Here is a 25,390-nt window from a genome sequence, read left to right on the forward strand (position 1 = left end):
TTACGTTTAGTTGAGCAACTGCCCGACGACCGCTATCGGCGCTGGCCGCACCTCAACGATCTGCATGAGGAAACCATGCTGCGCTATAGTGCGCTAACCCTCGTGCTGCCCGATAGCGAAGCTAACGACGATTATTGGCTACCAATTATGGCGATGCCCTTCGATGGAGTAGCTCACCCCGCCGAAGCATGGCCTGGCCCGGCCTTGTTACGTGATTGGTATCGCGAGGCAGGCTTGATTGAGCAGGGCGAGCATAGTTGGCTGCGCAGTCGCCCCGCTGCCTTACAACCCATAGCCAACCCAACCACCCCCACTGCCCATGCGATCAATAGCTTTCTTGAGCATATCGAGCGCGTGCAACGCAGCCAACGCAGCACCATGGATAGCGCCTTGCAAGATCAACCGCTGCCGCAACTGACCACCGCCGTGCTCAACGAGCGCATCGCCGAACTGCAACGCGAACTGTTGGTCAACCGCGTCACCCTACTGCGAATCTACCGCGCCCTGATCGCAGGCCAGCATGTGATTTTGAGTGGCCCGCCAGGCACTGGCAAAACCCACTTAGCCCAACGGCTGCCCGAGATCTTCTGGCGCGATACTGATGCCAGTATCAGCTTGCGCATGCCAACCTCGCCTGCCTTACCACCGACCGAGCCACCAATTGAAGAGCGCCATACCCGCCATGGCTATGCCGTTCAAATTGAAACTGCCACCGAAACCTGGAGCAGCCGAGATATTATTGGCGGCATCGTGCCTCAACTCCAGCGCAGTGCTGGCGGCAAAACCTTGGTGTATGGAGTGCGCCATGGCTGCCTCACCAGCGCAGTGCTTTCGAACTATGCGGGCTACGACGGCGAAAACGTGCCCAACCCCGAAACCCTGCAACGCACTGAGGTGATGGTTAAACAGCAACGCTACCGTGGTCGCTGGCTGGTCATCGACGAATTTACCCGAGCGCATATTGATGCCGCTTTTGGCAGCTTGCTCACGACCCTTGGCGGCCAACGCAACGCCCCACTCAGCATCCCAACCGACGATGGCGTTGTAGTGCAAGTGCCTTTGCCACGCGATTTCCGCATCATCGGCACGCTCAACTCGTTTGATCGTCACTTTCTCAACCAAATGAGCGAAGCCATGAAACGGCGTTTTGTCTTTATTGATCTGTTGCCACCAAGCAGCGACGATGCCGATGAAGAGCAAGGCATCGCGGCCTATCGTGCCCTTTTACGCCTGAGCGACCAAAAACTCGATACCATCGCCAGCAACGATGCAGCCGGACGAGCCACGTGGCGTGGTGTGCTCAATGTTAATCGCGAGATCAATCGCGATGGTGACGGCTCACGGGTCAACTATCGGCTAGAGGTCGAAAATCAGGATGCCAAAGATGTATTGGATAGTTTCTGGCGCATCTTCAGCGCAATTCGGGTCTATCGCCAGCTTGGCACTGCCCAGGCCGAGGCAGTGTATGCCGCAACCTTTGCTGGCCATGCCATTGGCTTGAGTTGGCACGATGCGCTCGATTACGCCCTTGCCGATACCTTGGCCGACCAACTGCAAGTGCTCAATCGCGATGAACAGCGGGCCTTATTGGCCTATCTGGCCTATGCTCACAATCCCAAAGAATTTAGTGAGCAGCTCAAAACGATCATCAAGAGCCTGCCGTTGCCGCGCCAAGCCAGCCATTTAACCCAACTCCAAACAGCTAGCCCCAAGCATGCTAGTGGCTCGATCAACATAGCCAACATTGATGAGCTAACGATGACGCACATTAGCCAAATTTTTGATCTCGGCACAGAATTGCTGCTCGATCAAACCAGTCAATTTGCCCAACGCTTGCGCACGTTCAGCAGCGAACGAGGCCTGTGATGGTGTATAGCCCAACGCCAATTGAGCAAAGTACCTTCGCCACCATACAAGCCCGCCTGATCGAGCTATTGCTACGCCACAATCAGGCCAATTTTCAGCAGTTTGTTGCGGCATTCGCAGGCTTTGCGATTGAAGATGACCCAACGCTGACCCGCTATCGCGATTTAGCCACCATGTTTCATCTACGCGATGAGCTGTTTGAGCATATTCTGCCGCGCATCGTGCGTCGCCTCAGTTTTGCCGCGCCGCGCAGTTTGGTGGTTGAAGAACCACCAGCTCGCGGCCAGATCGACTGGGATCGCACGCTAGCAGCAACCTGGGATGAACGGCCAGGCGAGCCGCCCTTAACCATGGTCACTCGCCAACAACGCCGCGATTTTGCAATTCCCGAGAATTTGCTGACGGTTGTGGCCCTGCTGGAATATCATCAATTGGGCGAAGCATTGCTTTGGGATGAAAATCTCGCGGTTGGGGCGGCGGCCTTGCGTCACCCACTGACCGAGATTGTAGAACGCTGCGAGCGTGAGTTGGCATTTCCACAATTTGCCAGCTTGCGCAGCCAAGCCACCCAGATTATCGCTGGGCTGCATAGCGAATATTCCGATGGCCCAAATTTGGTGCTACACGTCAGCAATAATTTAATTCCTGGCAGCAACAGCGCCTACCAAGATCTGATCGAATGGTATCAGCGGCTGCACAATCTCCAGTTACTGCGGCGGCTCCCAACCAGCCCCGATCACGATCTATTGGGCAGCAACCCCGATCGCGACAATTATCTCTATCAGCTCTGGATTTTCTACGAGCTAGCCGATTTATTAACTGAACAGCAAAAGCTTGAGCTGATTGTTTACCCAAAAGTTAAAGCCAGCGTGCGACTCCAATTTCGCTGGGGTTCGGGCGACGACGAGGTGCGCTACGAATTGCGCCACGATCAAGCTGTGCCTAATCCAAGCGCCAACTGGACCACCAGTGCAGCTCGCGACCAAGTGCCGAACGTGCGGCCCGACTTTTATCTGACCCGTATCCATCCCCCCATGCTCAAAATAGTCCATGAGGGGCAACAATTTTGGCGCGAGCCAGGCATCATCTGGGATGCCAAATACTACCGACCATTTGATCTTGATCAGCCGCATAAAGTTCCGGCTGAGCCAATCAAGCGCATGATTGCCGATCTGGCGCTGTTGGGCGAGGAGCATGGCACGCTGCTGTTTGCTTTTTTGCGGCCCAATACGAATGATCACAGCGAGCAAGCTGCCAACAGCGGCCCATCAACCGCAAACTATAGGATTACTCCAGCGCCAGGCTTAGCCCACAATGTGATGCCCACCCAAGCGGTGCATTTACACCAACTTCAGCCGCAAAGCAGCAATCAATTAACCAACGTCCAGCAAACCCTGATCGAGCTGCTGGAAACAGCCCACAAGCAGCTGAGCCAACCGCGCCAGATCGCCTGTCATGGGATGTTTCTTGATACCCTCAGCACCACCGATCGCTTGCCGTTGCTGGCAAGGTATGGCATTGCTGGCAACGAGCTTGATGAAGTTGTGCTCTGCCCCAAACCCCATATTGGTGAGTGGCGCATTGATCTAGTGCATCGTGGGCGGCAATGTTGTGAAGATCCCCATGTTTGTCAGATTATCGGCTGGCCCAATCGCCGCAAGCCAATTCGCCCCTTGCGCACCGCCGCCGATCTGCTCAACGAACTCAAACATATTCTCGCCACCACCGATGAACTCGATGAGCAAACCCTGGCTCGCATCGTGAAAGAGGTCGAATCGCTAACTCGTCAGTTTGCCAGCATCAACAACATCCAATGGGAATACTACTTCAATCGAGTGCGTGATCTAGGGATGCGCCAAACCTTTGATCGGCTTGATACCTATGCCAAAGAGTCGTTGGCGCTCGCGATCTTCCTGACCGATCAGCTTGATAGCATCAATGCGCCCGATTTTTCGGCTCCGGCGATTCACATTGGCAGCGTGATGGAGCGTATGCTCAAAGAACGAGTTTTCACAGGGGTCAGGCTGCTAGGCGATTTGGCCAGACCACATAACCAGACTATGGGCAAACTGACCTTTTTAGAATACAAACCATGGGCCGATCAAGCCAATTGGGACTTGATTACGAAGCATGTGAAGCGCCATTGGCAGCCTGAAGTAACATTTAACGAAATGGACTATAGCTTCAATTTCATTAAATTTATTCAGTTGCTCAATCGGGTTAAAGATGCTCGCAACAATGCCGCCCACGTGGAACCTGTTTCGCGGACCGCCTATGGTGCGATGCAAGACCTCGTTTGCCAAATGAGTCCGCTTGGGCGTGGGTTGCTTGATGTGTTGTTACTTGCGTGGCAAGGATAGTGTTCCCTCACCCCCTAGCACCCTCTCCCGCAGGCGAGCGAGGGGGAACTACTAAACCAAAGGCTCCCCTCGCCCGCCGCAGTGGGAGAGGGGTCGGGGGTGAGGGCATGGTTTCGATATAAACTTCCACAAGGCAGCACTAGCATTTAGAGGGCAAGATATGGATATTTTTCAGCTTCGCAACCAGATTATTGATCAATACAGTCAATATACCCAAGGGTTTCTTAGCATCCTTGATCCCGAGATTCAGCAGTTTGTAACCAGCAACATTCAGGGTGGTTCGCTCTGGCCCGATGCCCTAATTCAATTGTCGCCGGCCTACCAACAAGGGGGCACAGTTGAGGATTTGGTTAACGCTCAGAAACTCCATCCATTATGTCAATATATTTTCCAAAAGCGTGATCGCCAGCAACAACTGCGTTCACTCAAGTTATACAGCCACCAAATCACCGCTTTGGGCTTGGCGCAAGAAAAACGCCATTATGTCGTAACAACTGGCACTGGCTCGGGCAAAAGTCTCACCTACATCCTGCCTATTTTCGATCATGTGCTTAAACATCAACCAGAACAAGGCAAAGTTCGGGCAATTATCGTCTACCCAATGAATGCCTTGATCAACTCGCAAATGGCAGCAATTAAGGAATTTTTAGGCCATCTAGGCGACGCTTGTCCAATTCGGGTCGAAAGCTATACCGGGCAAGATAAAGAAGCAACCAAACGAGCAATTCAAGCCAACCCACCGCATATTTTGCTCACCAATTATGTCATGCTCGAATTGATGCTCACCCGGCCCGACGAAGCGCCATTTGTTGATCAGCAGACGGCAAATTTACAATTTCTGGTGCTCGATGAGCTGCATACCTACCGAGGCCGTCAAGGTGGCGATGTCGCGCTGTTGGTGCGTCGTTTACGCGAACGCAGCGGCAATCCAGAATTGATTTGTATCGGAACCAGCGCAACCATGGCCAGCAGCACCGTCGCTGATGATCGCAAAAGCGCAGTTGCGGCAATTGCTAGCACCATTTTTGGCGTTAACATTCCTGCTTCGCAGATTATCGAAGAGCAATTGATTAAATCGGTGATATTTTTCGGCCAACCCTCAGCGAGCCAACTCCGTGAAACGTTGCTCCAGCCAATTCCTGCCACGATGGAATGGGATACCTTCAAATATCATCCGTTAGCCGCGTGGATCGAACAAACCTTTGGCATCACCACCGATCAGACCAATACCCTGCGCCGCGCCAAACCCAAAACCCTTGCCCAAGGGGCACAAGCGCTTGCTGACGAGACCGGAGTTGATCAGGCACACTGTTTACACCAGCTTCAGGCAATGTTGCAACTTGGTAGCACCGTTGAGGATGCGCTCAATGGTCGGCAGGCCTTTACCTTTAAACTGCATCAGTTCATCTCGCAGGGCGGCACGATCTATGCAACCCTAGCCCATCCGCCTGAGCGCAAACTCACCTCAGAAGGCCAACATACCATTGGCGACCGTGATAACCCACAGCTGTTATTTCCACTGGTCTTTTGTCGTAACTGTGGTCAACACTATTATCAATGCAATTACGATGCCCATAGGCAAACGCTCCTGCCACGTCAGCCCTTTGCCCAAAGCCACGAGCAGAGCACCAGCATGCCTGGCTATGCCTTGCTCGGCGAAGATGTTTGGAGCGACGACGCGATTGAGATGTTGCCAGATAGCTGGTTTAACAAAAGCACCAATGGCCGTGGAACAGTCAAAAAAGATTTTAAGCAGTTTATCCCCCAACGACTTACGGTTCGGACGAATGGCAGCCTTGGCAACGAGCATGATCCAACGGCATGGTTTATTCCAAGCCCGTTTCTGAGTTGTTTAAACTGCGGCACGCTCTATACCAAACGTGAGAGCGATTTTAGTAAATTAGCGCGGCTCAGCAGCGAAGGCCGCTCCACCGCCACGACGGTCCTCGCCTTGGCCACAGTTCAGCAGCTACGCCAGGCCTTGCCCGAGCAGCCTGCGGCCCAAAAGATGCTCAGTTTTACCGATAACCGCCAAGATGCATCACTTCAAGCGGGCCATTTCAATGATTTTGTGAGTGTGGCCCAACTGCGGGCAGCAATTTATAGCGCGGTTCGTCAACAGCCTGCTGGTCGCGCCCTCGACTACACCACGATTGCCCAAGCGGTGTTTGAGGCGCTTAATTTGCCTCAAACAGCCTATGCCAAAGAAGAAACTACGCTGCCAAATAAGCGGGCAAAAATCGACGATGCCTTGATTCGCTTGATTGAATATCGGATCTACGAAGATTTACGCCGAAGTTGGCGTGTAACCCAGCCCAACCTCGAACAAGTTGGCTTGCTACAGATTGATTACGATGGGCTTGACGATTTGGCCCAGCAAACCGACCTCTGGGCCAGACACGAGCTACTTGCCGCAACCCCCTCCCACCAACGGGAACAAATTCTGCGGACAATCCTTAATTATATGCGTAATGGATTAGCGATCAATGCTCCATGTTTGCAAGAGCAGGAGCAAAAACGCATGGTCACCAGCATCGAAGCCCTGCTCCAAGAATCGTGGCAGATGAATGAACGCGAATTCACCTCAGCCAAACGCTTTATTGTGCCAACTCCCGACGGTAGAGGTTCGGGCGACGGCCAGAGCTTAGGCGCTAGCTCAGCTTTAGGTCGATTTTTACGGGCGGAACAAACCTGGCCAAGCCTCACCAAAACCCTCAGTGAAAAGGAATATTGGCCGCTGCTCGAAGTGCTAGTTGAAGCCTTAGTTGGCAATATCTTGACCGATGTTGGCACGGGAGCCTCGCGCGAGCTGCAAATTAGCCGCGATGCCTTGCTCTGGCGAGCGGGCGATGGCACACCTCCGCCGCCCAATCTCGCTCGTTCGCGGATGCTCAAGGGTTTTAGCCCAGCGCCACGGCCAATCAATCGCTTTTTCCAAAATCTGTATCAGCATATGGCCCACAATCTGCAAGCGATGGAAAGTCGCGAGCATACCGGGCAAGTTGCTCAAGCAAAACGCCAAGACCGCGAGCAATGCTTTAGTGCCGGAACCTTGCCTGTCTTGTTTTGCTCGCCAACGATGGAGTTAGGCATTGATATTGGGGATTTGAATGTGGTGCATATGCGCAATGTGCCCCCAACCCCCGCCAATTATGCCCAACGCTCAGGCCGCGCCGGACGCTCAGGGCAACCAGCCCTGATCGAAACCTACTGCTCGGTTGGCAGCGGTCACGACCAATACTTCTTTGATCGTCAGCCAGCGATGGTGGCTGGGGTGGTTGCCCCACCACAGATCGATTTGGTCAACGAAGATTTGCTGCGGGCACACATTCATGCAGTCTGGTTAAGTAAAACTGGCCTTGGCATGCAACATTCAATGTTGGATCTGGTTGATACGAGCCAAGTTGGGTATCCACTTTGGCCAGCGATTCAAGCCCAAATTCATCTTTCGCCGCCCCAACAAGCTCAATGCATTGAGGCATGCCAGCGCATTATCGATCAGTGCCAGATTGATCTGGCGACCTTGCAAAGCTTTGGCCCACAGTATGTCGAGCGCACCTTAGCTGAAGCTCCGATGCAGTTCGATGCAGCCTGTGAGCGCTGGCGCGAGCTATATCGGGCTGCCGACGAGCAAGTGCGCGAAGCCCGCAACCTCATGGATCGTGGGCATCAACGCTCAGGCCGTAGCCCAGAGGCCGATCAAGCCCGTCGCCGTCACGGTGAGGCCTTACGGCAAAAAGATATCTTATGCAATCAATCGCGCAGTGAATCAGGCAGCGACGCAGATTTTTATCCCTATCGCTATTTTGCTAGCGAAGGATTTTTGCCAGGCTACAACTTTCCACGGCTCCCAGTTCGCGCCTTCCTCTGCGATCATACCGGCGATGGCGAGTATTTATCGCGGCCACGGTTTCTGGCCCTAACCGAGTTTGGCCCACGCAATATTATTTATCATGAGGGCAAACAATATCGGATCATTCGCTCAGCGCTCCCAGCCACCAATGCCCAGCAGCGTTTTATCCAAGCCAAAGTTTGCCTTATCTGTGGCTATTTCCACAACGATTCAGCTGTTCAGCTCGATGTATGTTCAAACTGTGGCGCACGATTTGATGAAAAAACCAGCGAATTACTGCCCGATCTGTTGCCGATGAGCACGATAACCGCCCAGTCGATCCAACGCATTACCAGCGAGGAAGAGGAACGAATGCGCTTCGGATTTACGATCTCAGCTCATTACCAGTTTTCGCGCGATCACGTAGGGTTTCGCCGAATCGCGGCCCGCACCAAGACAACCGCGCTTAGCCTTGACTATGGCCATGCCGCAACCCTTTGGCGGGTTAACCATGGCTGGCGACGGGCCAAAATGAAAGGCTTCAGTATCGATTTACAGTCGGGGCTGTGGGCCAAAAATCCCGAAGAAGATAGCACGACGTTTGACCCAACCAACGAGACTCGGCGGAATGTGCGGTTAGTCGTTAATGATACTCGTAATATGTTGTTGGTACAGCCAACACCCGAGCTAGCCGACAATTCCGAAGCACTATTTAGCCTTCAAGCGGCCTTGGTACGGGGCATTCTTGCAATATTCCAGCTTGAAGCACAGGAGTTAGAAGCGCAAGTGCTGGGCTATCAAGCCGATCGTCGAATGTTGCTCTGGGAAGCATCCGAAGGAGGCGCTGGTGTGCTACGCCAGCTCGTGGAAGATCCACAGGCCTTGGCCCGAGTTGCCCGAGCAGCCCTAGAAATTTGCCATTTTGACCCCAACACTGGGGCAGAACAAATAGATCAGGCGGGTGAATGTGTCCGAGCGTGCTACCACTGCCTGCTCTCCTATAGCAACCAGCCAGAGCATGCCTATCTAAACCGCCACGCAATTCGTGATATGTTGCTGCAATTGACCCATGATCAGGTTGAGCACGAAGGTGGTTTGGATGAAACGAGCCTTGAGCGCTTATTAGCTCAAACGCCGACAGGATTTGTGCGCGAAGTATTGGAATGGCTTGACCAAAACGGCCAGCGCTTACCTGATGCCATTGAACCTGAGCTGCAAGGTGGTCGTCCGCATTTATTTTACGCGGCCAGTGCTGATAGCCCAAGCACCTGCGTATTATGCATCGAAGCAGACGAATCGCTTGATGGCTTGCGTTGGGATTTAGAAGAGCTTGGTGGATATAAAGTGATTACCCTGCATCGCGACCAAGCTTGGCAACAGCAGATTATCGGTCAACAACCATTTACCAAAGCCTAGGCTACCCTAGGCGCATCCTCTTACCCCAAATAGTTCTGACGCAGAGTGGCCATGATCAAGGACTTTCACCCGATCATGGCCACTGGATGCTAGCCGTCATCACCCATTACCACTTTCAACCAATACCCTATACCGTGATCACGATCGTGCGGATGAACATATGGTTCTCCTTAATTACTAAGCAACGTTTTTGCCCCAGAGTTTAGAATCGTGTGCCTGAACTAATTAATCCGCTCGGCTAAGGCCTCTTTGACTGCGGCGCTTGCTCGCAACGAGCCATAGACTTTAAGCGATTTGATCGTGGCTTGGGCTAACTCTGGTGAAATATCATTACTCAAAATGAGCAACCCTACCACCACAACCCGCACTTGTTCATTATTGCGCTGTATCCGTTCTAAGTGCTCACGGTCAAACGAAATCACGCCGATCACCGAAGAGGTACGTACAACTGCTTGCTTAATCGCCTCATCATGGCCAGCCAGCCGCGTCCGAATCGCTGCGCGAAAAAAATCAGTTCGGCTCGAATAAAAGCCCTGATCAACCAATAAATCGATTTGCCCTAAATCGACGACACTCAAATTCATCGATACCTTTTCAATATCCGCCATGCATCCCCCAAAAATATTCCAATTGGAATACAAATAGAATACATAGGGATTATAAATCTGTCAAGCCCTAATTTCCACAGCAGAGCAAAAGCTTCATTTATTCGATTATGTCAAATTAAATAGTTACGCAAACCCTCATCAAACGATCTTTCGCGGGGTAGGCTATTTTAACCAACATTAAGCACTCTAACCAAACTACTCTTGGTACATCTGCCAAATTTTCAAGTTAAACCAAGCCTTTAAGTCAAGCTTGTAAGCGCAGCAATTGGGCAATCTTACTAAACCACACTTAGGTAGATTATTTATGCAACATGCACAAATCAGCATCTGTTAAGATCGTGCATTTTGCTGCTTCAAGCCTATATTTGGATCAGGTATGCTTGGAGCTAGATAAATTCTTAGCATCGTGTTAACACCCAGTTAGCAAAAAACGGTTTTTGATTGTACGTTTTGTACAAGTGTCCAGCAAAAACCAGCTTCAGCCATTCAACACCCACAACCAAACGAGCACAACCAAACGATCCCCAGCGCTGCGGATCACGAGCGTTCAAGCAGTTCAGCGTCCGACATTCAGCACAAGTTAGGGAGACCACGCAGCATGGATATGATTAACGGGGCAGATACCGTTTGGGTGCTTCTCTCAGCCGCCTTGGTTATGTTGATGACTCCGGCCTTAGGCCTCTTTTATGGTGGGATGGTTCGCCAAAAAAATGTGCTTTCAACCTTGATGCACAGCTTTTTTATGTTGGCCCTGATTAGTGTGCAATGGGTGCTGTTTGGCTATAGTTTAGCCTTTGGCCCCGATGTTGGCGGGGTAATCGGCAGCCTCGAATGGGCTGGCTTGCGCAATGTTGGGATTGAACCAAACCCAACCTATGCGGCAACGATTCCGCATCAAGCTTTCATGATCTATCAGATGATGTTTGCGGTCATCACGCCAGCCTTGATTTCAGGTGCATTTGCTGAACGCAAGCGCTTTAAATCCTTCGTAATTTTCTCGCTGGCTTGGTCAACCCTGATTTATGCCCCAGTTGCGCATTGGGTTTGGGCTGATGGCGGTTGGTTACGCTCGTTGGGAGCCTTAGACTTTGCTGGTGGCACGGTCGTACACATCACCTCAGGGGTTTCGGCGCTGGTTTGTGCCTTGGTGCTTGGCCGTCGCTCAGGCTATGGCAAAGAAGCAATGGAGCCACACGATACAACTATGACCGTGATTGGCACTGCCTTATTGTGGTTCGGCTGGTTTGGCTTCAATGCAGGTAGCTCGCTTGGCGCTGGTGGCTTGGCCGTTTCAGCCTTCGTCAACACCAACTCAGCCGCTGCCATGGCTATGCTTGCTTGGATGACCGCTGGCTGGATTCAACACAAACGCCCAAGCGTACTCGGCGCTTCGGCTGGCGCAGTCGCTGGTTTGGTGGCGATCACGCCTGCTGCGGGCTTCGTTACCCCAATGGCCTCATTGATTATCGGCTTCTTAGCTGGTGGCATCTGCTACTTCGTGGTCGAAAACTTGGTGCGTGGTCGGGTTGACGATGCGCTTGATGTCTTCGGCGTACACGGTGTTGGCGGGGTGTTGGGGGCAATTTTGGTTGGCGTATTCGCAACCAAGAGCATCAATCCTGCTGGTGCTGATGGCGTACTTTCGGGCAATTGGAGCCAACTTGGCGTACAAGCGCTCACGGTTGGGATTGTGGCAATCTATGCCGCTGGCATGACCTGGGGCATTCTTAAAGTCGTCGATCTCTTGTTTGGCATTCGGGTTAGCGAAGCCGAAGAAGAACAAGGCTTGGATAGCAGTCAACATGGCGAAGTGGCCTATCGGATGGGAATTTAGTTCATACTGTTGATAAGGAGCTAGCTCATGGAATTCATCATTGCATTGGTTCTGTTCGTTGCGTTGGTTGCCGTTTGGTTGCGCATGCCTCAAGGCGCAAAAGCCTAAACAGCCCAACGAGCACAAACTAACGCGAGTTATGGCTTCGGTCATAGCTCGCGTTGACGTTTAATTGTTAAGAGCATCGTTTGCTCAACCAGGTTAAATCAATGGGCGACCACAGACTGTGGCCGCCCATCTCATTGCTTTGCTTGAGTATAACACGGCTGTCTAGCTCATAAAACGGCCCAAAGTCAATTCTTTTTCGGTTGCCAATTCACTACAATTGCCCCATTCATACCAGTACCAAACAGCGCTATTAATCGACATCAAAGGGGGCAATCGATGGAATCACACATCATTGAGTTTGATACGCTCAAGCCAACTGATAGCATGATTGTTGGCGGAAAAGCTACTAATCTTGGTCAGCTTATCCACATTAACGGTATTAATGTTCCTAGTGGCTTTTGTATTGCAACCACAGCCTTCAAGCAGATCATTCAGGCCAATACTACCCTGGGCGAATTGCTGGATCAACTCGCGTCGCTCACGAACAATGATCACCAACAAATCCGTCAACTTAGCACAGCCATTCGAATGCAGATCACAACAATGCCGCTTCCAGCAGCATTTCAAGCGGCTATCAGGCACCGGGTTGCTCAACTTGGGGCAACCAAAGGCTATGCAATCCGCTCAAGTGCGACCACTGAAGATTCACCAACTGCGTCATTCGCCGGACAACACGATACCTATCTTAACATTGTGGGTGAAGCAGCTATTCTAGAACAGATTAAGTGCTGTTGGGCTTCGCTCTTTAGCGAACGGGCAATTAGCTATCGAATCAACAATAAGCTTGATCATCGTAGCGGCTCTATCGCAGTGATTGTCCAAACCATGATCGTAGCGCAGGTTGCGGGAACGATGTTTACCGCTGATCCAATCACAGCCAATCGAACGATCGTATCAATTGAAGCGAGTTTTGGGTTGGGCGAGGCGTTGGTTAGTGGGCGGGTGAATGCTGATACCTATCGTATCCAAAATGGCAAACAGCTTGCAACAACCATCGCCACCAAGCAACTGGCAATCTATCCATTAGCTACTGGCGGCACGCAAGAACAACCTATTGTGGCTGAACAACAAGGTCAAGCAGCGCTAAACGATGCTCAAATTCAGCAGCTTGAGCAAATTGGCAGAACCATCGAGCGGCATTTTGGCCAGCCGCAAGATATTGAATGGTGTTTAGCTGATGATGTATTTTTTATCCTTCAGAGCCGCCCAATCACCACCCTCTACCCACTGCCTGATGACCAAGACCAACACAAACACATCTATCTTTCGGTTGGGCATCAACAAATGATGACTGATGCGATGAAACCTTTAGGGTTATCGATCTGGCAATTAACCGCAGGCCGACCAATGATCCATGCTGGAGGACGGTTGTTCGTCGATATTATTGAAGATCTGGCCGCTCCCGCACGCCGCTCGGTTATGCTTGATGTTTTAGGTCAGTCAGATCCATTGATTAAATCGGCGTTGACAACGCTGATCGAGCGCAATGATTTTATTTCTGCAATACCACCTGAGCTGCCATCATCAAGCCTCGATAGCATTAAGTCGATTGCAGCATCACTCGATTTTCAGGCTACAGTTGAGCATAATCCAACCCTTGTAGCTGAGTTAATCAATCAAAGTGAGCAAGCTTTAGCTCGATTAAACCAGACCATCGTAACCAAATCAGGAGCCGCAGTATCTGAATACATTCGGGAAGATCTGCAACAGCTTAAACAACATCTTGCCAATCCTCAAAGTTTTGGGGTAATTATGACCGCAATGAATGCGGCAACATGGATTAATCAACGAATGCTGGAATGGCTGGGGGAAATCAATGTAGCAGATACCCTTGCACAATCAGTATCCAACAATATCACTTCGGCAATGGGGCTGGCGCTGCTGGATGTTGCCGATGTAATTCGGCCCTATCCAGCCATAATTACATACCTAACAGCGACCAATAATGCGGCGTTTTTGGATGAGTTGCTTCAATTTGAAGGCGGCGAAGCCGTTCGCACTGCTATTATGAGATTCCTCGAAACCTATGGTATGCGCTGCACCGGAGAAATTGATATTACCCGACCGCGATGGAGTGAAAAGCCAATAACCTTGATTCCCATATTGCTCAATAACCTCAAAAGCTTTGAGTATGGCGCAAGCCAACAAAAATTCGAGCACGGACGACAGACAGCCTTAGCTAAAGAGCAGGAGTTGTTAGAACGTTTGCAGCAATTACCCGATGGTAAGCAAAAAGCTGCGGCAACCAAACGAGTAATCGATCTACTACGCAATTTCATTGGCTATCGTGAATATCCCAAGTATCATATTGTTAGCCGCTATTTTGTCTACAAACAGGCCTTACAAAAAGTAGCCGCTGAGCTAGTTCAGGCTAAAGTGCTGCATGAGCCAACAGATTTGGATTATCTAACCTTTGACGAAGTTTGCAGCGCCATCAACAGCAAGCGCCTTGATTATGATCGTATCAATCAGCGTAAGGCCGCATATAGCTATTATCAAAAACTAACGCCGCCACGCGTTATGACTTCTGAGGGCGAAATTATCACTGGTAGCTACCAACGCGATCAGATTCCAACGGGGACACTGGTGGGGTTGCCAGTCTCAGCAGGTGTCATTGAAGGTCGTGCCCGCGTTATCTTAACCATTGAAGCCGCCGAGCTTGAAGCTGGTGATATTCTGGTTACGCCATTTACCGACCCAAGTTGGACACCATTATTTGTTGCGATCAAAGGTCTAGTCACAGAAGTTGGTGGATTAATGACCCATGGGGCGGTTATTGCCCGTGAATATGGGCTAGCAGCCGTGGTTGGGGTAGAGCACGCAACCAAGCTCATCCAAGATGGGCAACGGATTCGGGTCGATGGCACAGTAGGCTCTATCGAAATGCTTTAGGGCGATCATGACGATGTTGCGCGAAATCCGCAACATCGTCGTAGTTAAACCAAATTCAGTCCAGCGACCGAATGGCAGCTGCCACAGCTATGCTAGCATCAACTCAACGCAGGATTGGCCTGCGCCATCTAAGTTCTAGGAGGTGTAATGAATCTCGTTATTCGGCAATATGCCGACCATGACCGTGCTGCGGTGGTTGATCTCTCGATTCGCGCTTGGACACTCGTATTTGCCTCGATGGAAGCTGCCATGGATGCTGCGGTGTTCAAGCATTTCTACCCCGATTGGCCGACCAACCAGCAGCAAGCCGTCGAAACGGTGTGTGCCGCTGCAACCAACCAAACCTGGGTTGCCTTGCTTGATCAACAAATTGTCGGCTTTGTGGCGACAACCTTGCATCAAGCCAGTAGCATGGGCGAAATCGTCATGCTAGCAGTTGATCCCGCTGCGCAGCAACAAGGGATTGGTACGGCGCTAACCCAGTTTGCGATCGAACATTTTCGCAATCTCGGCATGCGCGTAGCCATGGTCGAAACTGGCGGAGATCCAGGCCATGAGCCGGCTCGGCAAACCTATGCCAAACAAGGCTTTCGCTTGATGCCAATTGCCCGCTACTTTCAAGCCTTGTAATTAAAGGAGTACCTAATGCATATTTGTTTTCATGGCGCATTACAACGCTGGCGCTAAATCCACATCAGCTTAAGTTACCTGCCGCGCAGTCAGCACAAGCGGAGCTAACGAATCAAACGAGACATTGATTTGAATCGTCATTAGCAATTCAGCGTCTACAAAATGATATTCCATCGTGTAAACAAATGGAGTTTGATAGAGCCGCACAACCATGGTAAACCGATCTGGGGCAGTCCAAGCACCGTAAGCCATCACTGGGGTGTCATCAAAAAAGTGTTGCGCAAAGAGGCTGCTGCGACCCAATGACCATGTGCGATACCCACAAACAATTGTTTCAGTTGCCGTCGCTGTTTGGACAACAACCGAACAGCCAGTTGCGCTAAAATCAAAGCTGATACGTTCAATCATGAAGCTATTCGAATCAACCTGATAGCTTCGGCCAGAGACATGTTGGGCAATTGCCGCGCTGGATTCGCCGTGGATAGTTGGAACCTGTAAGTTGGCAAGTTTTTCTGTTAGTTGCCGTTGCGCTAGCGTATCGTCTATCAAGCGCTCGGCTTGCATCGCGGGCAGCAAATATTCCCAAACCAGATTCAATGGTTGCTGCATCGCAAAGACATCCACCCCTCCCGTGATCACAAGCACCGCATCCTGCTCGGGCATAACAATACAATATTGCCCAAACACCCCATCGCCACGATAGGCTCCATGACGGCAGCGCCAAAATTGATAGCCATAGCCCTGCGCCCAATCAGAATGTGGATCAGCGCCGTTGATTATTTGCATGGCGCTAGCTTGCCCAACCCATGCCTCTGGCAAAAGCTGAATCCCATTCCAGCAACCTTTTTGCAAATAAAGCTGACCAAAGCGGGCAACTGCTTCGGTGGTCAGGCTTAGCCCAATTCCCCCCAGCGTTATTCCTTGCGGCGATATGTGCCAATCAACATGCTCAATTCCCAATGGTTCAAATAGCCGTGGTTTCAAATATTCATCGAGCCGAATTGTCGTTGTTTGCTGCACAATTGCCGACAGCATATAGGTGGCGCTTGTATTGTACACAAAATGGGTGCCTGGGGCATAAACAACTGGAGTTTCAAGAAAGCCCTTAATCCAGTTGCCATCCTGACGTGAAATCATCGATACCCATGGATCATCAGCGTGGCCAGTTGCCATCGATAACAAATCGCGAACGCGCATCGCTGCAAGCATAGGGCTACATTCCGCAGGAGTGTGCTCAGGAAAGAAGGATATAACCGGATCATCGATAGCAAAGTAGCCTTCGGCGATCGCTAGCCCAACCGCCGTTGCGGTAAAACTTTTGCTCAGCGAAAATAAAAGCTGCGGATAGGCAGGCGCATACGGCGACCACCAAGCTTCAGCAACCACATGACCATGACGCAGCAGCATCAAACTATGGATTTGATTAACGTGGGTATCCATGGCCTCGATAAATTGAAGCAACGCCGCCGATGCAATGCCTTGTGCTTCGGGCGTGGCTCGCGGAAGCTTATAGTCGCTAATTGGAAACATTGATTATGCTCCTATTGCAGGTTAATTAATTTGAGCATACACAAAAGCGGCAGTCTTTGTAAAGACTGCCGCTCCAAGTAACTGATAATGCAGGTTATTCGGTTACTGGTTGGAGGCCAAAGCGTTTGGCAACTTCAGGAGTGATCAAGCCTAGTAAGGCATAACCAAGCCCAGTAATGATAATCCCTAGAACCAAGAAGCCAAGTCCAAGAGCCATTGCGCCATATGAAGCACCAAAGGCCATTGCTGAAAGGCTCAATGAGGTGACCAGCCCAGCAGCCGTCAATTGGGTGTTGCGAGCCGAGTTGGCAACTGGTTTGCCATTAGCATCTTTCAAGGCTTCATCAGCATTGTTCGTGCCAACTGGTGCGCCATCGGGAAGGGCAAAGCGACCCATTTGAGCATACGATAGGCCTTGGCCACTTTCAGCAGCATGGTGTTGAATGATGTCGGCCATACTCAAAGCAGTTGCAATATCGGTCACTGGCGTATTCGGAATCGATGCATCTTCGGGTGTGGTAATTTGTTGGGCTGCAAGTTTGTCGCCAACAAAATCATTAATATAGATCCCAGCGCCGATTGTGCCCACGCCGCCTAACGCAAAGATGATACCGACGGCAATGACCAGTTTAGGAAACAAACGTAAGGCTTTCATAACATCCCCCTATTTTTGAATGTTGTTGAATATCGATCCGCTGCGTGAATGTTGTTTATCTGTATCGATTCGCTGTTCGAACGTTGTTTGTTATCGATGTATGCAGTATACGCCGAGCTACACCACAATTAAGTTAAGAGACGACTACCACAGGAGAACACGTCACAATCCTTTAACCGCTTGGTGCTTAATCATACATAGCTAGCTTGATCTCTTATAATCAGGCCATAAAATCGCTAATTTTAGTGAAGATAGGAGGTTTGAATGGATTGGCAAGCACTTTCAGATCGGGCATTGATCGCCGAGATTGATCATGCCTTACGTCATCGTGCCCACGCCGCACTCAAGCTCTGGCAACTTATTGCCCCGCAGATCGACCCAGCACAACAAGCCTATGGCGATTTGCTGCAACGCTATTTAGAGCAAAATATAGAATTGGCCGAGGCAATCCATCAGTGGCTTTTGGTACAGATAGCTAAGCAAATTGCTGATTAATCGGTTGGCGCAGCAGTATTACTCATGCCCAAAGCTTTGGTTGCGATCGCTTGAAGCAGCTCGCGTAATGCAGCAGGTTGTAGCACCACCACTGGAATATCAAGCTCCAGCAACGTAAAGGCGACCCATTCCAAATGCACGGCGGCGCGGCGCAACAGAACTCCCTGCGGCGTTGCTTCAAGCCGGCCCATAGCTGGCGGAATAATGTGGCGGGCATGCTCGATAGTTGTTTTGAGCAGCACCTCAACCTCGTCAGGCTGATCGCTGGCGTTCAGGGCTGCCTGCACTATTTCGACAATATCAATTGAGGCTGGCCGCTCGAAGTTTGAATCCAACAATCGCATCGCCTGAATGCGATCCAAGCGAAACACCCGCATGGCCCTGCGTAAATCGCAATAGCCTACTAGATACCAAGCGCCTTCGTTAAAAACAATTCCATAGGGTTCGATCGTGCGTTCAGTCATATTCTGTTGAGCAGACAAATATTCAAGTTGAACTTGTTGGCAGTATTGCACCGCCAAACTCAATTGCAGCAACCAAGCTGGCTCGATTCGCGGTGAACGGATGCCAAGTTGGATACTGATTGCTGCTTGCAGGGCGCGAGCATGCTGCACCAAACCAGCAGGCAGCACACGCTCGATCTTGGCTAAGGTCGTTTCAGCGGTTGCTCGCTCAACCGGAAACTGTAATTCGCGAATCGTTAATAAGCCTAAACTCAAGGCCAGGATTTCTTGTTCGGTGAATAACAGTGGTGGAACTCGCTGGCCTGGCTTTAAACGATAAGCGCCGTAGATGCCCCGTTCAGCCTCGACCGGAATCCCCATATCTTGCAGTTGTTGAATATAGCGGCGAACCGTGCGCGGGTGAATTTCGAGCCGCTGAGCCAGCTCGCTTCCACTGATTTGCTGGCGTGATTGTAAGAGTTCGAGCACGCCCAACAGTCGGCTAGTTGGCGAATACATAGCATTGCTCCAAATTAGGGCCAATAATGTCCTAATTTTAGAATATGCTCAATCCATCAGCAACTGATTCAAGGAGCAAGCTCATGGGACATGTACCAGCCGGTTACTGCACGGTGAATCCATTTATTATCAGCAACGCGGCCACCCAGCTTAGTGCATTTTTACAAGCAGTGTTTGGAGCACAGCCAGTTGAGGCAGCGCACACCATCGATACTGATGGTTTAGTGCTGCATTCAGAGCTTAAACTTGGCGATTCGACGTTGATGGTGGTTGATCGTAAGCCCGATTGGCCTTGGACACCCAGTTTTTTACAAGTCTATGTTGCCGATCTGGCCCAAACCTTACAAACTGCTGTGACTCATGGCGCAACGATTGTGACCGAGCCAACTCCGATGTATGGCGAGCTTTTCTCGCGTTTCGTTGATCCATGGCACAATCTTTGGTGGGTCTATCAATCTATTGGGATGGATTCGTGGGAAGCAACTGTACCTGAGGGCGAAACATGGGACACCCAATCGCCAGAGTTGAACTATATCCATCGCACATTGCTAGAAACTATGCCACGGTTAGGCCAACCAAAGTAAGCATTGCGCTAAAGTTGGTTAAATTAAAAAAGACTGGCAGCTAGTTGCATTACTAGCTGCCAGTTGGGCTATTTAATCGCCTATTGAGGAATTGGCGGGGTTGGCGTGGCGGTCGGGGTTGGGTCAGGATTGATCACGGTTGGCTCAGGATCTTTGCCATAGGGGTCGATAATCAACATGCCCAACTTACCATTCAAATACTCGTTCGTATCTGGGTTGTAGCCAATTAGCAAGGTCGTAGCGGTAGTTCGGAATTTGATCATTGTTTGGCTTGAATCGGCATAGTTTGTATCGCCATGAATTGTCGCATAGCCAGCATAGGGCGCTGATTGGGTAACTGGACAAGTTTGAACTGATCCAGAACATTGACCAACTGCCAAGCGTGTATCGCTGGTTAAGCGAAAGCGGCGAATCATGTTGGATTCAAACAAATCGGTGGTATGGCGATATTGCCATTGCAAATTGCCATATAAGCCATTGACGCTAACATTCATCCGTGCATCAGGATGGTATAAGAGCGGATGATTTCCGTTCGTGCTAAATTGCACCTGAACGTAGCTCCAGAAATCAGGGTAGCTCTGTAACAAATCATTTGGTAGGTCAAGCTCACATGAAAGGTAACCAGCGCCTTGAAAACGGGCGTAATCGGCTGGGCTGAAATCCACATTGCCATTCACACTACATTCAATCGTGCTCATCAACAAAATTGGTGGATCTTGGCTCGGAATCTCGGGTGTGCCAAGCCGTACTAAACAACCATCAGCCGTCTCAAAATCCCAGACTGCCATCCAGGTATTTGGGGTTGAAAGGTCTACTCCGGCCAAACCGCAACCTGGGGGTGGGGCTGGCGTATCAGCCTTAGCTTGGTTGGGTTGATTGAACCAGAATGAACCTAACCCGCAAATTAAGACTGTTACTATCAATACAAGCCGCATCTATAGCCTCCCTAATCGCATTTGAATCACTAGGCTTTTAGTATAGCGGGCTTGTGGCTCAAAAAAGTCTCAGATTGCACCCAAAAAGTCTCACTTAGGCCAAAACGAGCCAACTAGCGGCTGCTTTAGGTTATCGAGGAGTGTGGAATGGCGCATGTACTTAACCCAATCTTACGCACAGTACTCAATCAATTTGATCAGCCAGCCCAACTTGGCAACATTCAACCTTTGGCAACGCCAGCCTTCCTTGGGCAATGGTACGATCTGTTTGGGGCACATCCGAGCGAACGCCAACGTGGCCAGATTATTCAGCTTGTCGTGGTTTATGCCTTGTTGGGTGATACCCATATTCGCCCCGAAGAATCACATGATTTAGCTGAACTATTAGAACAACTTCGCGCTGGCAACCGCGATCAGCGCTTGATTTATTGGCGCTTTTTGCATGAACATAAACTACCAGTCAATGTACTTATTGACCAACTTGGTTTAGCCAAGGCTACCTTTCATCGCGACATGAAAGATCGTTTGCCCTTGATTTTGGATCAAGCTACTGATTGTTTATTAAGCATTTTACAACCTGCGCTGCAACTAGAGCGCCCACCAGTGCCGAGCCATCTGTATGGTCGCAGCCAATGGTTGGCTGAAGCACAGGCACTGCTCAAACAGCAACGCCAGCTTTGTATTATTGGCGCACCTGGCGTGGGCAAAAGTGCGAGCGCCGCAACCCTCGCTGCTGCTTGGCAAGGCCCAGTCTTTTGGCTCAGCTTACTCCCCGATTTGAATGATCAGATCGAAAGTTGTTTGCCCTTGATTGGGGCATTTCTCCAGCACCATGGAGCCTACAACTTGGCCCAACATTTGGCAATCGAAGGCGGTAAGTTGAATAGCAACGTGGCGTTAGGCCTGATTCGGCGCGATTGTGCTAGCCTGCCAGCAGCTCCCTTATTTTGCCTTGATCAAGGCGAGGTTATGCTAAGTCAGCCCCAGCATAGCGCCTTGCACTCATTTTGGCGAGCCTTAGCGGCAATTCCCAATCTGCATCTGCTGATTGTTGGCAATCAGGTTTTCAGCAATGATCTGCCAACGCTCACCTTGGAGCCATTGGATAGTGCCGCACTAAAAGCTTGGTTCAATGCTAGCACAGCCATTCAGCCCGATTACCCATGGGAGCAATTTCTTGCACTGATTGCTGGCAATGCTCATCTCATGCGGATCGTGATGGTCTTAATGCAGCAAGAGCCGAGTTTGGCAGCGATTTGCGCGATGCTAGCGGCCCATCCAAGCGTTGGCTATTTAATTGAGCGGATTATCAGCATGCTCAGCCCAAACGCCCAACAACTACTAACGGTGTTGGCCAGTTTTCAGCAACCGGTTCCACGCAGTTTATGGCCAACCAAAGATCTGCAACAGCTTGAGCATTTTGAATTGCTGCAAACTGGCTATCATGATACGCTTGAGCTTTGGCCGTTGCTACGCAAACACTTTTGGCAACAATTGAGCGCCGAGCAACGCCAGCCATTGAATGAACACGCCGCCCAAGTGCATGCAATGCTCGGCCAATGGACGCTGGCGGCCGAACATGCAATCGCCGCCGGGGCGTATAGCCAAGCGATTATGTGGTGGTTTCCCCAACGGCATAATGAAATTCGCGCCGGCTACTTTGGCCGTATGCTGCGTATGCTGCAATTAATCCCACTTGATCAAATACCAGCCCGCGAGGCCCAAACCTTAGCGATTGGCCAAGCCGAGCTGGCCCGATTTACTGGAAACTACGAGCAGGCGCGGGCTAGTTTAGCGGCGGTATCTTACACCGGCAGCGATTCAATTCGGGCCTATATTCGCCAATTAGAAGGCGATTTATGGGAAGCCCAAGGCTATATCGAGCAAGCTATGAGCAGTTACGAGCGAGCAATCACAATTTTGGATACGAACCAGCAACATCAAGAAGCAATTTTGCATGTCAAACGTGGCTTGATGCACCTGAACCATGAGCGTGATTTTGCAGCCGCGCACCTAGCTGCTACTAAAACCCACTTTATTGCGGCATTACTCAGTGCTGAAGTTGCCGATGAAGAGGGCAATTATGACTTGGCATTGCAAGGCTACCAAACTGCGCTCGATCATGCCTGCACGCTCAACGATCAAGCCTTACAAGCACGTGCTCATGCGAGTTTAGCGATTGTCCATGCGCGTCATGAACATTCTGAGGCAATTGAACATTTTGATTTTGCGATTCGCTACTACCGTTCGATTGGCAACGATGTGCGAGTTGCTCGCAATCAAAGCAACTTGGCCTACTTTTTGGTGGAAATCAACCAACCACACGAGGCGATTAAGCTCGCCGAGCAAGCCTATAGTTTTTTCAAACAGATTAATTCACGTTTTTGGGTTTCGCTAAACGCCATGACTCTAGCCGATGCTCACTTAAGCCTTGATCAATACCCAACTGCCGAGCAATATGCCCAAGAAGTGCTTCACTACGAAGAAACAGGCCATGTTCCCTTTGGGGTCTATATCTTAGGTCGGGTCGCAACCCTAAAACACGAATTTGAACTGGCCGAGCGCTATCTGCAACAAGCGATCCAACTAAGCCAAGCCATCCAAGATCGGTTTATCGAAGCGCGGGTATGGCGCGATCTCACCAAGCTCTTACATCAAACTCAACGTCATGGCGAAGCGAAACAGGCCATCAAACAAGCCTGCGATTTATACCAGCAATTGGGCTTGAGCAAAGAGCTTGATCGAACGCTACAATTAGCTCAAGGCTACAATTTGCAATTAATTGCAGGCTAACCCTACGCCCGCTTGACAGCGAAGCAGGCCAACCTGATAATCCTAGCCGAGAAGCATGATAGATAAATTATGCAATTTGTTATTCAACAATCGAAACTAAACGTAAAAACTAGCTCGTTATTCGTCTTTGGTTTGGCGTTATTGCTCTATACCATAACCCTCTTACCAGGGCTTGGCGGTGGTGATACCGCCGAATTTCAGCGCGTTGGCCCAACCCTTGAGGTCGCCCATAGCACAGGCTACCCGCTTTATAGCATCCTAACGTGGCTTTGGAGCAAGCTTATTCCACTTGGGAGTATTGCTTGGCGGGTTAATCTCTTTTCGGCGTTCGTTGCCGCCCTCAGTTTAAGCAGCTTCAACCAACTTGCCCAAACGAGCGGCCTTGCCCAACGTTGGGCCTTGGCTGGCACTGCCATGCTTGGGCTATCGTCAAGCTTTTGGCAACAGGCTACTCAAGCCGAAATTTATGCGTTTGCGGTGCTTTTGCAGGTCAGCACGCTTGGGCTGATCGTCGCTTGGTGGCAACAACGCATACCGTTTTGGCTGCTTGGGCTAGCGGCAGGCCTGATGCTTGGGCATCATCGCAGCAGCGTGTTTATTCTGCCATGGATGCTGATTGCCTGTTGTTGGCAGCAACGCCCAAGTGTACGGCAGTGGCTGTTGGCGGTTGGGGCTGGCTGTTTAAGCTTTCTGCCCTATTTGTATATCGTTTGGCGTGCCCCAGCTTGGCAAAATGGTTGGGCATTGCTTACTGATTATCTGCTTGGCAGTGCTGGCGGGGCATGGTTTGATCCTCAACGAGCGCTCGATCAAGGCTGGCAACGGCTCTTCGAGGTGCAAATCCAGCTGTTTGGGCCACAATTAACCTGGCTGGGCTTGGGCTTAGCTGGGATTGGCTGGTGGCAGTGTTGGCAAAAACAACGGCCACTCGCAATAATGCTTGGTGGTAGCTATTGCAGCATTTTGGGCTTTTGTTTGGTCTATTTCGTTGACGATCTGGCGGTGTTTGGGCTGGGAGCCTATGTTGCCCAAGCCTTGTTGATTGGCTTTGGGTTGGCCGCGTTGCCATGGCCACGCTGGGGGCTGGGCTTGGCCTGCGGCATCAGTCTGTGGTTGGCTTGGCAGACATGGCCACAAATTCACCAATCCAATACCGCCCAACCTGAACAACTTGCCAGACAACGCTTGGCCGAACCACTCGCTGCCAATAGCCTCGTGATTGGTGATGGTTGGAGCATTGAGAGTTTGCGCTATCTGCAAACCGTTGAGCAGCTACGGCCAGATCTCGAATTTAGCTTTCAAGCCGAGCAGCAACGGATTCGCGATCAATTAGCCCAAGGTCGCCAGATCTATGCCTTGCAGGCGATCCCTGAATTGGGCTTGCAGCATCGTAAAGTTGGCGATTGGTGGCAGATCGAGAATATTCCTCAGCAGTTTAAGCAACAAGTCGCTATTGTGTGGCAGAATGGTATTCAATTAACTGGATTTGATTTACCGGCTCAAGCTCAAGATCAGCTGTTAATTGGGCTACGTTGGCAAACCAGCCAGCAATTACCGAGCTTAATTCGCTTCATTCATGTGCTTGATCAAACTGGCCAGTTGGTTGCGCAAACTGATAGCCCAACCAATCCTAGCAGCGAATTTTGGCCCCTAGCCCAAGCCCAAACCGACCTATTGGCGGTCAATTTGCCGCAGTATTTGCCAGCAGGCAACTATAGCGTCATTGTCGGCTGGTACGATTTGGGTGGGCAGCGGATTGCGCTCACTCCTCAGCAAAATACCTATCTGCTTGGCATGGTTATGCTCGATTGAGGTTCGTGCACTCCTAGCCTCGTGTTTTCAAGAATTAGTTACAAACCTGTGTTGTGTTATCACCACCCTTCCGTCCCG

Annotated in this window: 15 protein-coding genes; 10 read left to right on the forward strand and 5 right to left on the reverse strand. The window is 50.7% G+C overall.

Features of this window, described 5'->3' with window-relative positions:
• From DEF47_RS01580 to DEF47_RS01590, 3 genes are all read left to right on the forward strand, one after another.
• Positions 1 to 1,866 (forward strand): AAA family ATPase (locus DEF47_RS01580; RefSeq protein WP_287044930.1); only part of this gene is annotated, 1,866 nt, incomplete at its 5' end.
• Entirely contained in the window at positions 1,866 to 4,226 is a 2,361-nt protein-coding gene (locus DEF47_RS01585) for a hypothetical protein (protein ID WP_012189502.1), read from the forward strand. The genes DEF47_RS01580 and DEF47_RS01585, both read left to right, overlap by 1 nt.
• 160 nt (positions 4,227 to 4,386) lie before the next feature.
• On the forward strand, positions 4,387 to 9,474 hold the full coding sequence (locus DEF47_RS01590) for a DEAD/DEAH box helicase (protein WP_012189501.1): 5,088 nt from the start codon (positions 4,387 to 4,389) through the stop codon (positions 9,472 to 9,474).
• Between the two features lie 221 nt (positions 9,475 to 9,695).
• On the opposite strand, the gene DEF47_RS01595 is transcribed toward DEF47_RS01590, so the two are convergent.
• Positions 9,696 to 10,082: a ribbon-helix-helix domain-containing protein gene (locus DEF47_RS01595; protein ID WP_012189500.1), complete on the reverse strand. Its 387-nt coding sequence runs from the start codon at positions 10,080 to 10,082 to the stop codon at positions 9,696 to 9,698.
• A gap of 598 nt (positions 10,083 to 10,680) precedes the next feature.
• On the opposite strand from DEF47_RS01595, the gene DEF47_RS01600 reads away from it, so the two are divergent.
• The 3 genes from DEF47_RS01600 (at position 10,681) to DEF47_RS01610 (ending at position 15,546) form a co-directional block, all read left to right on the forward strand.
• Positions 10,681 to 11,916, forward strand: coding sequence for an ammonium transporter (locus DEF47_RS01600; protein ID WP_012189499.1), 1,236 nt, complete (start codon positions 10,681 to 10,683; stop codon positions 11,914 to 11,916).
• Between the two features lie 384 nt (positions 11,917 to 12,300).
• Positions 12,301 to 14,916, forward strand: coding sequence for a phosphoenolpyruvate synthase (gene ppsA / locus DEF47_RS01605; RefSeq protein WP_012189498.1), 2,616 nt, complete (start codon positions 12,301 to 12,303; stop codon positions 14,914 to 14,916).
• 147 nt (positions 14,917 to 15,063) lie between these two features.
• The gene (locus DEF47_RS01610) at positions 15,064 to 15,546 is read left to right on the forward strand and encodes a GNAT family N-acetyltransferase (RefSeq protein WP_012189497.1); all 483 of its coding nucleotides are present in this window, start codon (positions 15,064 to 15,066) and stop codon (positions 15,544 to 15,546) included.
• A 69-nt stretch (positions 15,547 to 15,615) separates the two neighbouring features.
• On the opposite strand, the gene DEF47_RS01615 is transcribed toward DEF47_RS01610, so the two are convergent.
• Together DEF47_RS01615 and DEF47_RS01620 are read right to left on the reverse strand one after the other, a co-directional pair.
• Positions 15,616 to 17,076, reverse strand: coding sequence for a serine hydrolase domain-containing protein (locus DEF47_RS01615; RefSeq protein ID WP_012189496.1), 1,461 nt, complete (start codon positions 17,074 to 17,076; stop codon positions 15,616 to 15,618).
• Positions 17,077 to 17,170: 94 nt separating this feature from the next.
• Entirely contained in the window at positions 17,171 to 17,731 is a 561-nt protein-coding gene (locus DEF47_RS01620) for a hypothetical protein (protein WP_012189495.1), read from the reverse strand.
• A 264-nt stretch (positions 17,732 to 17,995) separates the two neighbouring features.
• On the opposite strand from DEF47_RS01620, the gene DEF47_RS01625 reads away from it, so the two are divergent.
• Positions 17,996 to 18,226 (forward strand): hypothetical protein, encoded by a 231-nt coding sequence (locus tag DEF47_RS01625; RefSeq protein ID WP_012189494.1) that lies wholly within the window; start codon positions 17,996 to 17,998, stop codon positions 18,224 to 18,226.
• Here DEF47_RS01625 and DEF47_RS01630 read toward each other — a convergent pair.
• Positions 18,223 to 19,188, reverse strand: a complete 966-nt coding sequence (locus DEF47_RS01630) for a helix-turn-helix transcriptional regulator (RefSeq protein ID WP_012189493.1) — start codon at positions 19,186 to 19,188, stop codon at positions 18,223 to 18,225. The genes DEF47_RS01625 and DEF47_RS01630 overlap by 4 nt on opposite strands.
• Before the next feature lie 83 nt (positions 19,189 to 19,271).
• Here DEF47_RS01630 and DEF47_RS01635 point away from each other — a divergent pair, with 83 nt between their 5' ends.
• A complete protein-coding gene (locus DEF47_RS01635; protein WP_012189492.1) occupies positions 19,272 to 19,772 on the forward strand; it encodes a VOC family protein in 501 nt (166 codons plus the stop codon).
• 80 nt (positions 19,773 to 19,852) lie between these two features.
• Here DEF47_RS01635 and DEF47_RS01640 read toward each other — a convergent pair whose 3' ends face one another.
• Positions 19,853 to 20,707: a hypothetical protein gene (locus DEF47_RS01640; RefSeq protein ID WP_012189491.1), complete on the reverse strand. Its 855-nt coding sequence runs from the start codon at positions 20,705 to 20,707 to the stop codon at positions 19,853 to 19,855.
• A gap of 147 nt (positions 20,708 to 20,854) precedes the next feature.
• Between DEF47_RS01640 and DEF47_RS01645 the strand changes: the two genes are divergently transcribed.
• Both DEF47_RS01645 and DEF47_RS01650 read left to right on the forward strand, forming a co-directional pair.
• A complete protein-coding gene (locus DEF47_RS01645) occupies positions 20,855 to 23,500 on the forward strand; it encodes a tetratricopeptide repeat protein (RefSeq protein WP_012189490.1) in 2,646 nt (881 codons plus the stop codon).
• Between the two features lie 69 nt (positions 23,501 to 23,569).
• Positions 23,570 to 25,312 carry a protein O-mannosyl-transferase family gene (locus DEF47_RS01650; protein ID WP_012189489.1) on the forward strand — a complete coding sequence of 581 codons (1,743 nt, stop codon included), beginning with the start codon at positions 23,570 to 23,572 and terminating at the stop codon, positions 25,310 to 25,312.
• Positions 25,313 to 25,390 lie beyond the last annotated feature (78 nt).

This window comes from Herpetosiphon sp., from assembly GCF_003512625.1.
GTDB lineage: Bacteria > Chloroflexota > Chloroflexia > Chloroflexales > Herpetosiphonaceae > Herpetosiphon > Herpetosiphon aurantiacus.

Bases quoted from the DNA above. Each gene is read 5' to 3' on its own strand.
- DEF47_RS01625 (WP_012189494.1), top strand. From the start codon at position 17,996: ATGGATTGGCAAGCACTTTCAGATCGGGCATTGATCGCCGAGATTGAT.
- DEF47_RS01595 (WP_012189500.1), bottom strand. From the start codon at position 10,082: ATGGCGGATATTGAAAAGGTATCGATGAATTTGAGTGTCGTCGATTTA.
- DEF47_RS01620 (WP_012189495.1), bottom strand. From the start codon at position 17,731: ATGAAAGCCTTACGTTTGTTTCCTAAACTGGTCATTGCCGTCGGTATC.
- DEF47_RS01630 (WP_012189493.1), bottom strand. From the start codon at position 19,188: ATGTATTCGCCAACTAGCCGACTGTTGGGCGTGCTCGAACTCTTACAA.
- DEF47_RS01645 (WP_012189490.1), top strand. From the start codon at position 20,855: ATGGCGCATGTACTTAACCCAATCTTACGCACAGTACTCAATCAATTT.
- DEF47_RS01610 (WP_012189497.1), top strand. From the start codon at position 15,064: ATGAATCTCGTTATTCGGCAATATGCCGACCATGACCGTGCTGCGGTG.
- DEF47_RS01585 (WP_012189502.1), top strand. From the start codon at position 1,866: ATGGTGTATAGCCCAACGCCAATTGAGCAAAGTACCTTCGCCACCATA.
- DEF47_RS01590 (WP_012189501.1), top strand. From the start codon at position 4,387: ATGGATATTTTTCAGCTTCGCAACCAGATTATTGATCAATACAGTCAA.
- DEF47_RS01640 (WP_012189491.1), bottom strand. From the start codon at position 20,707: ATGCGGCTTGTATTGATAGTAACAGTCTTAATTTGCGGGTTAGGTTCA.
- DEF47_RS01650 (WP_012189489.1), top strand. From the start codon at position 23,570: ATGCAATTTGTTATTCAACAATCGAAACTAAACGTAAAAACTAGCTCG.
- ppsA (WP_012189498.1), top strand. From the start codon at position 12,301: ATGGAATCACACATCATTGAGTTTGATACGCTCAAGCCAACTGATAGC.
- DEF47_RS01615 (WP_012189496.1), bottom strand. From the start codon at position 17,076: ATGTTTCCAATTAGCGACTATAAGCTTCCGCGAGCCACGCCCGAAGCA.
- DEF47_RS01600 (WP_012189499.1), top strand. From the start codon at position 10,681: ATGGATATGATTAACGGGGCAGATACCGTTTGGGTGCTTCTCTCAGCC.
- DEF47_RS01635 (WP_012189492.1), top strand. From the start codon at position 19,272: ATGGGACATGTACCAGCCGGTTACTGCACGGTGAATCCATTTATTATC.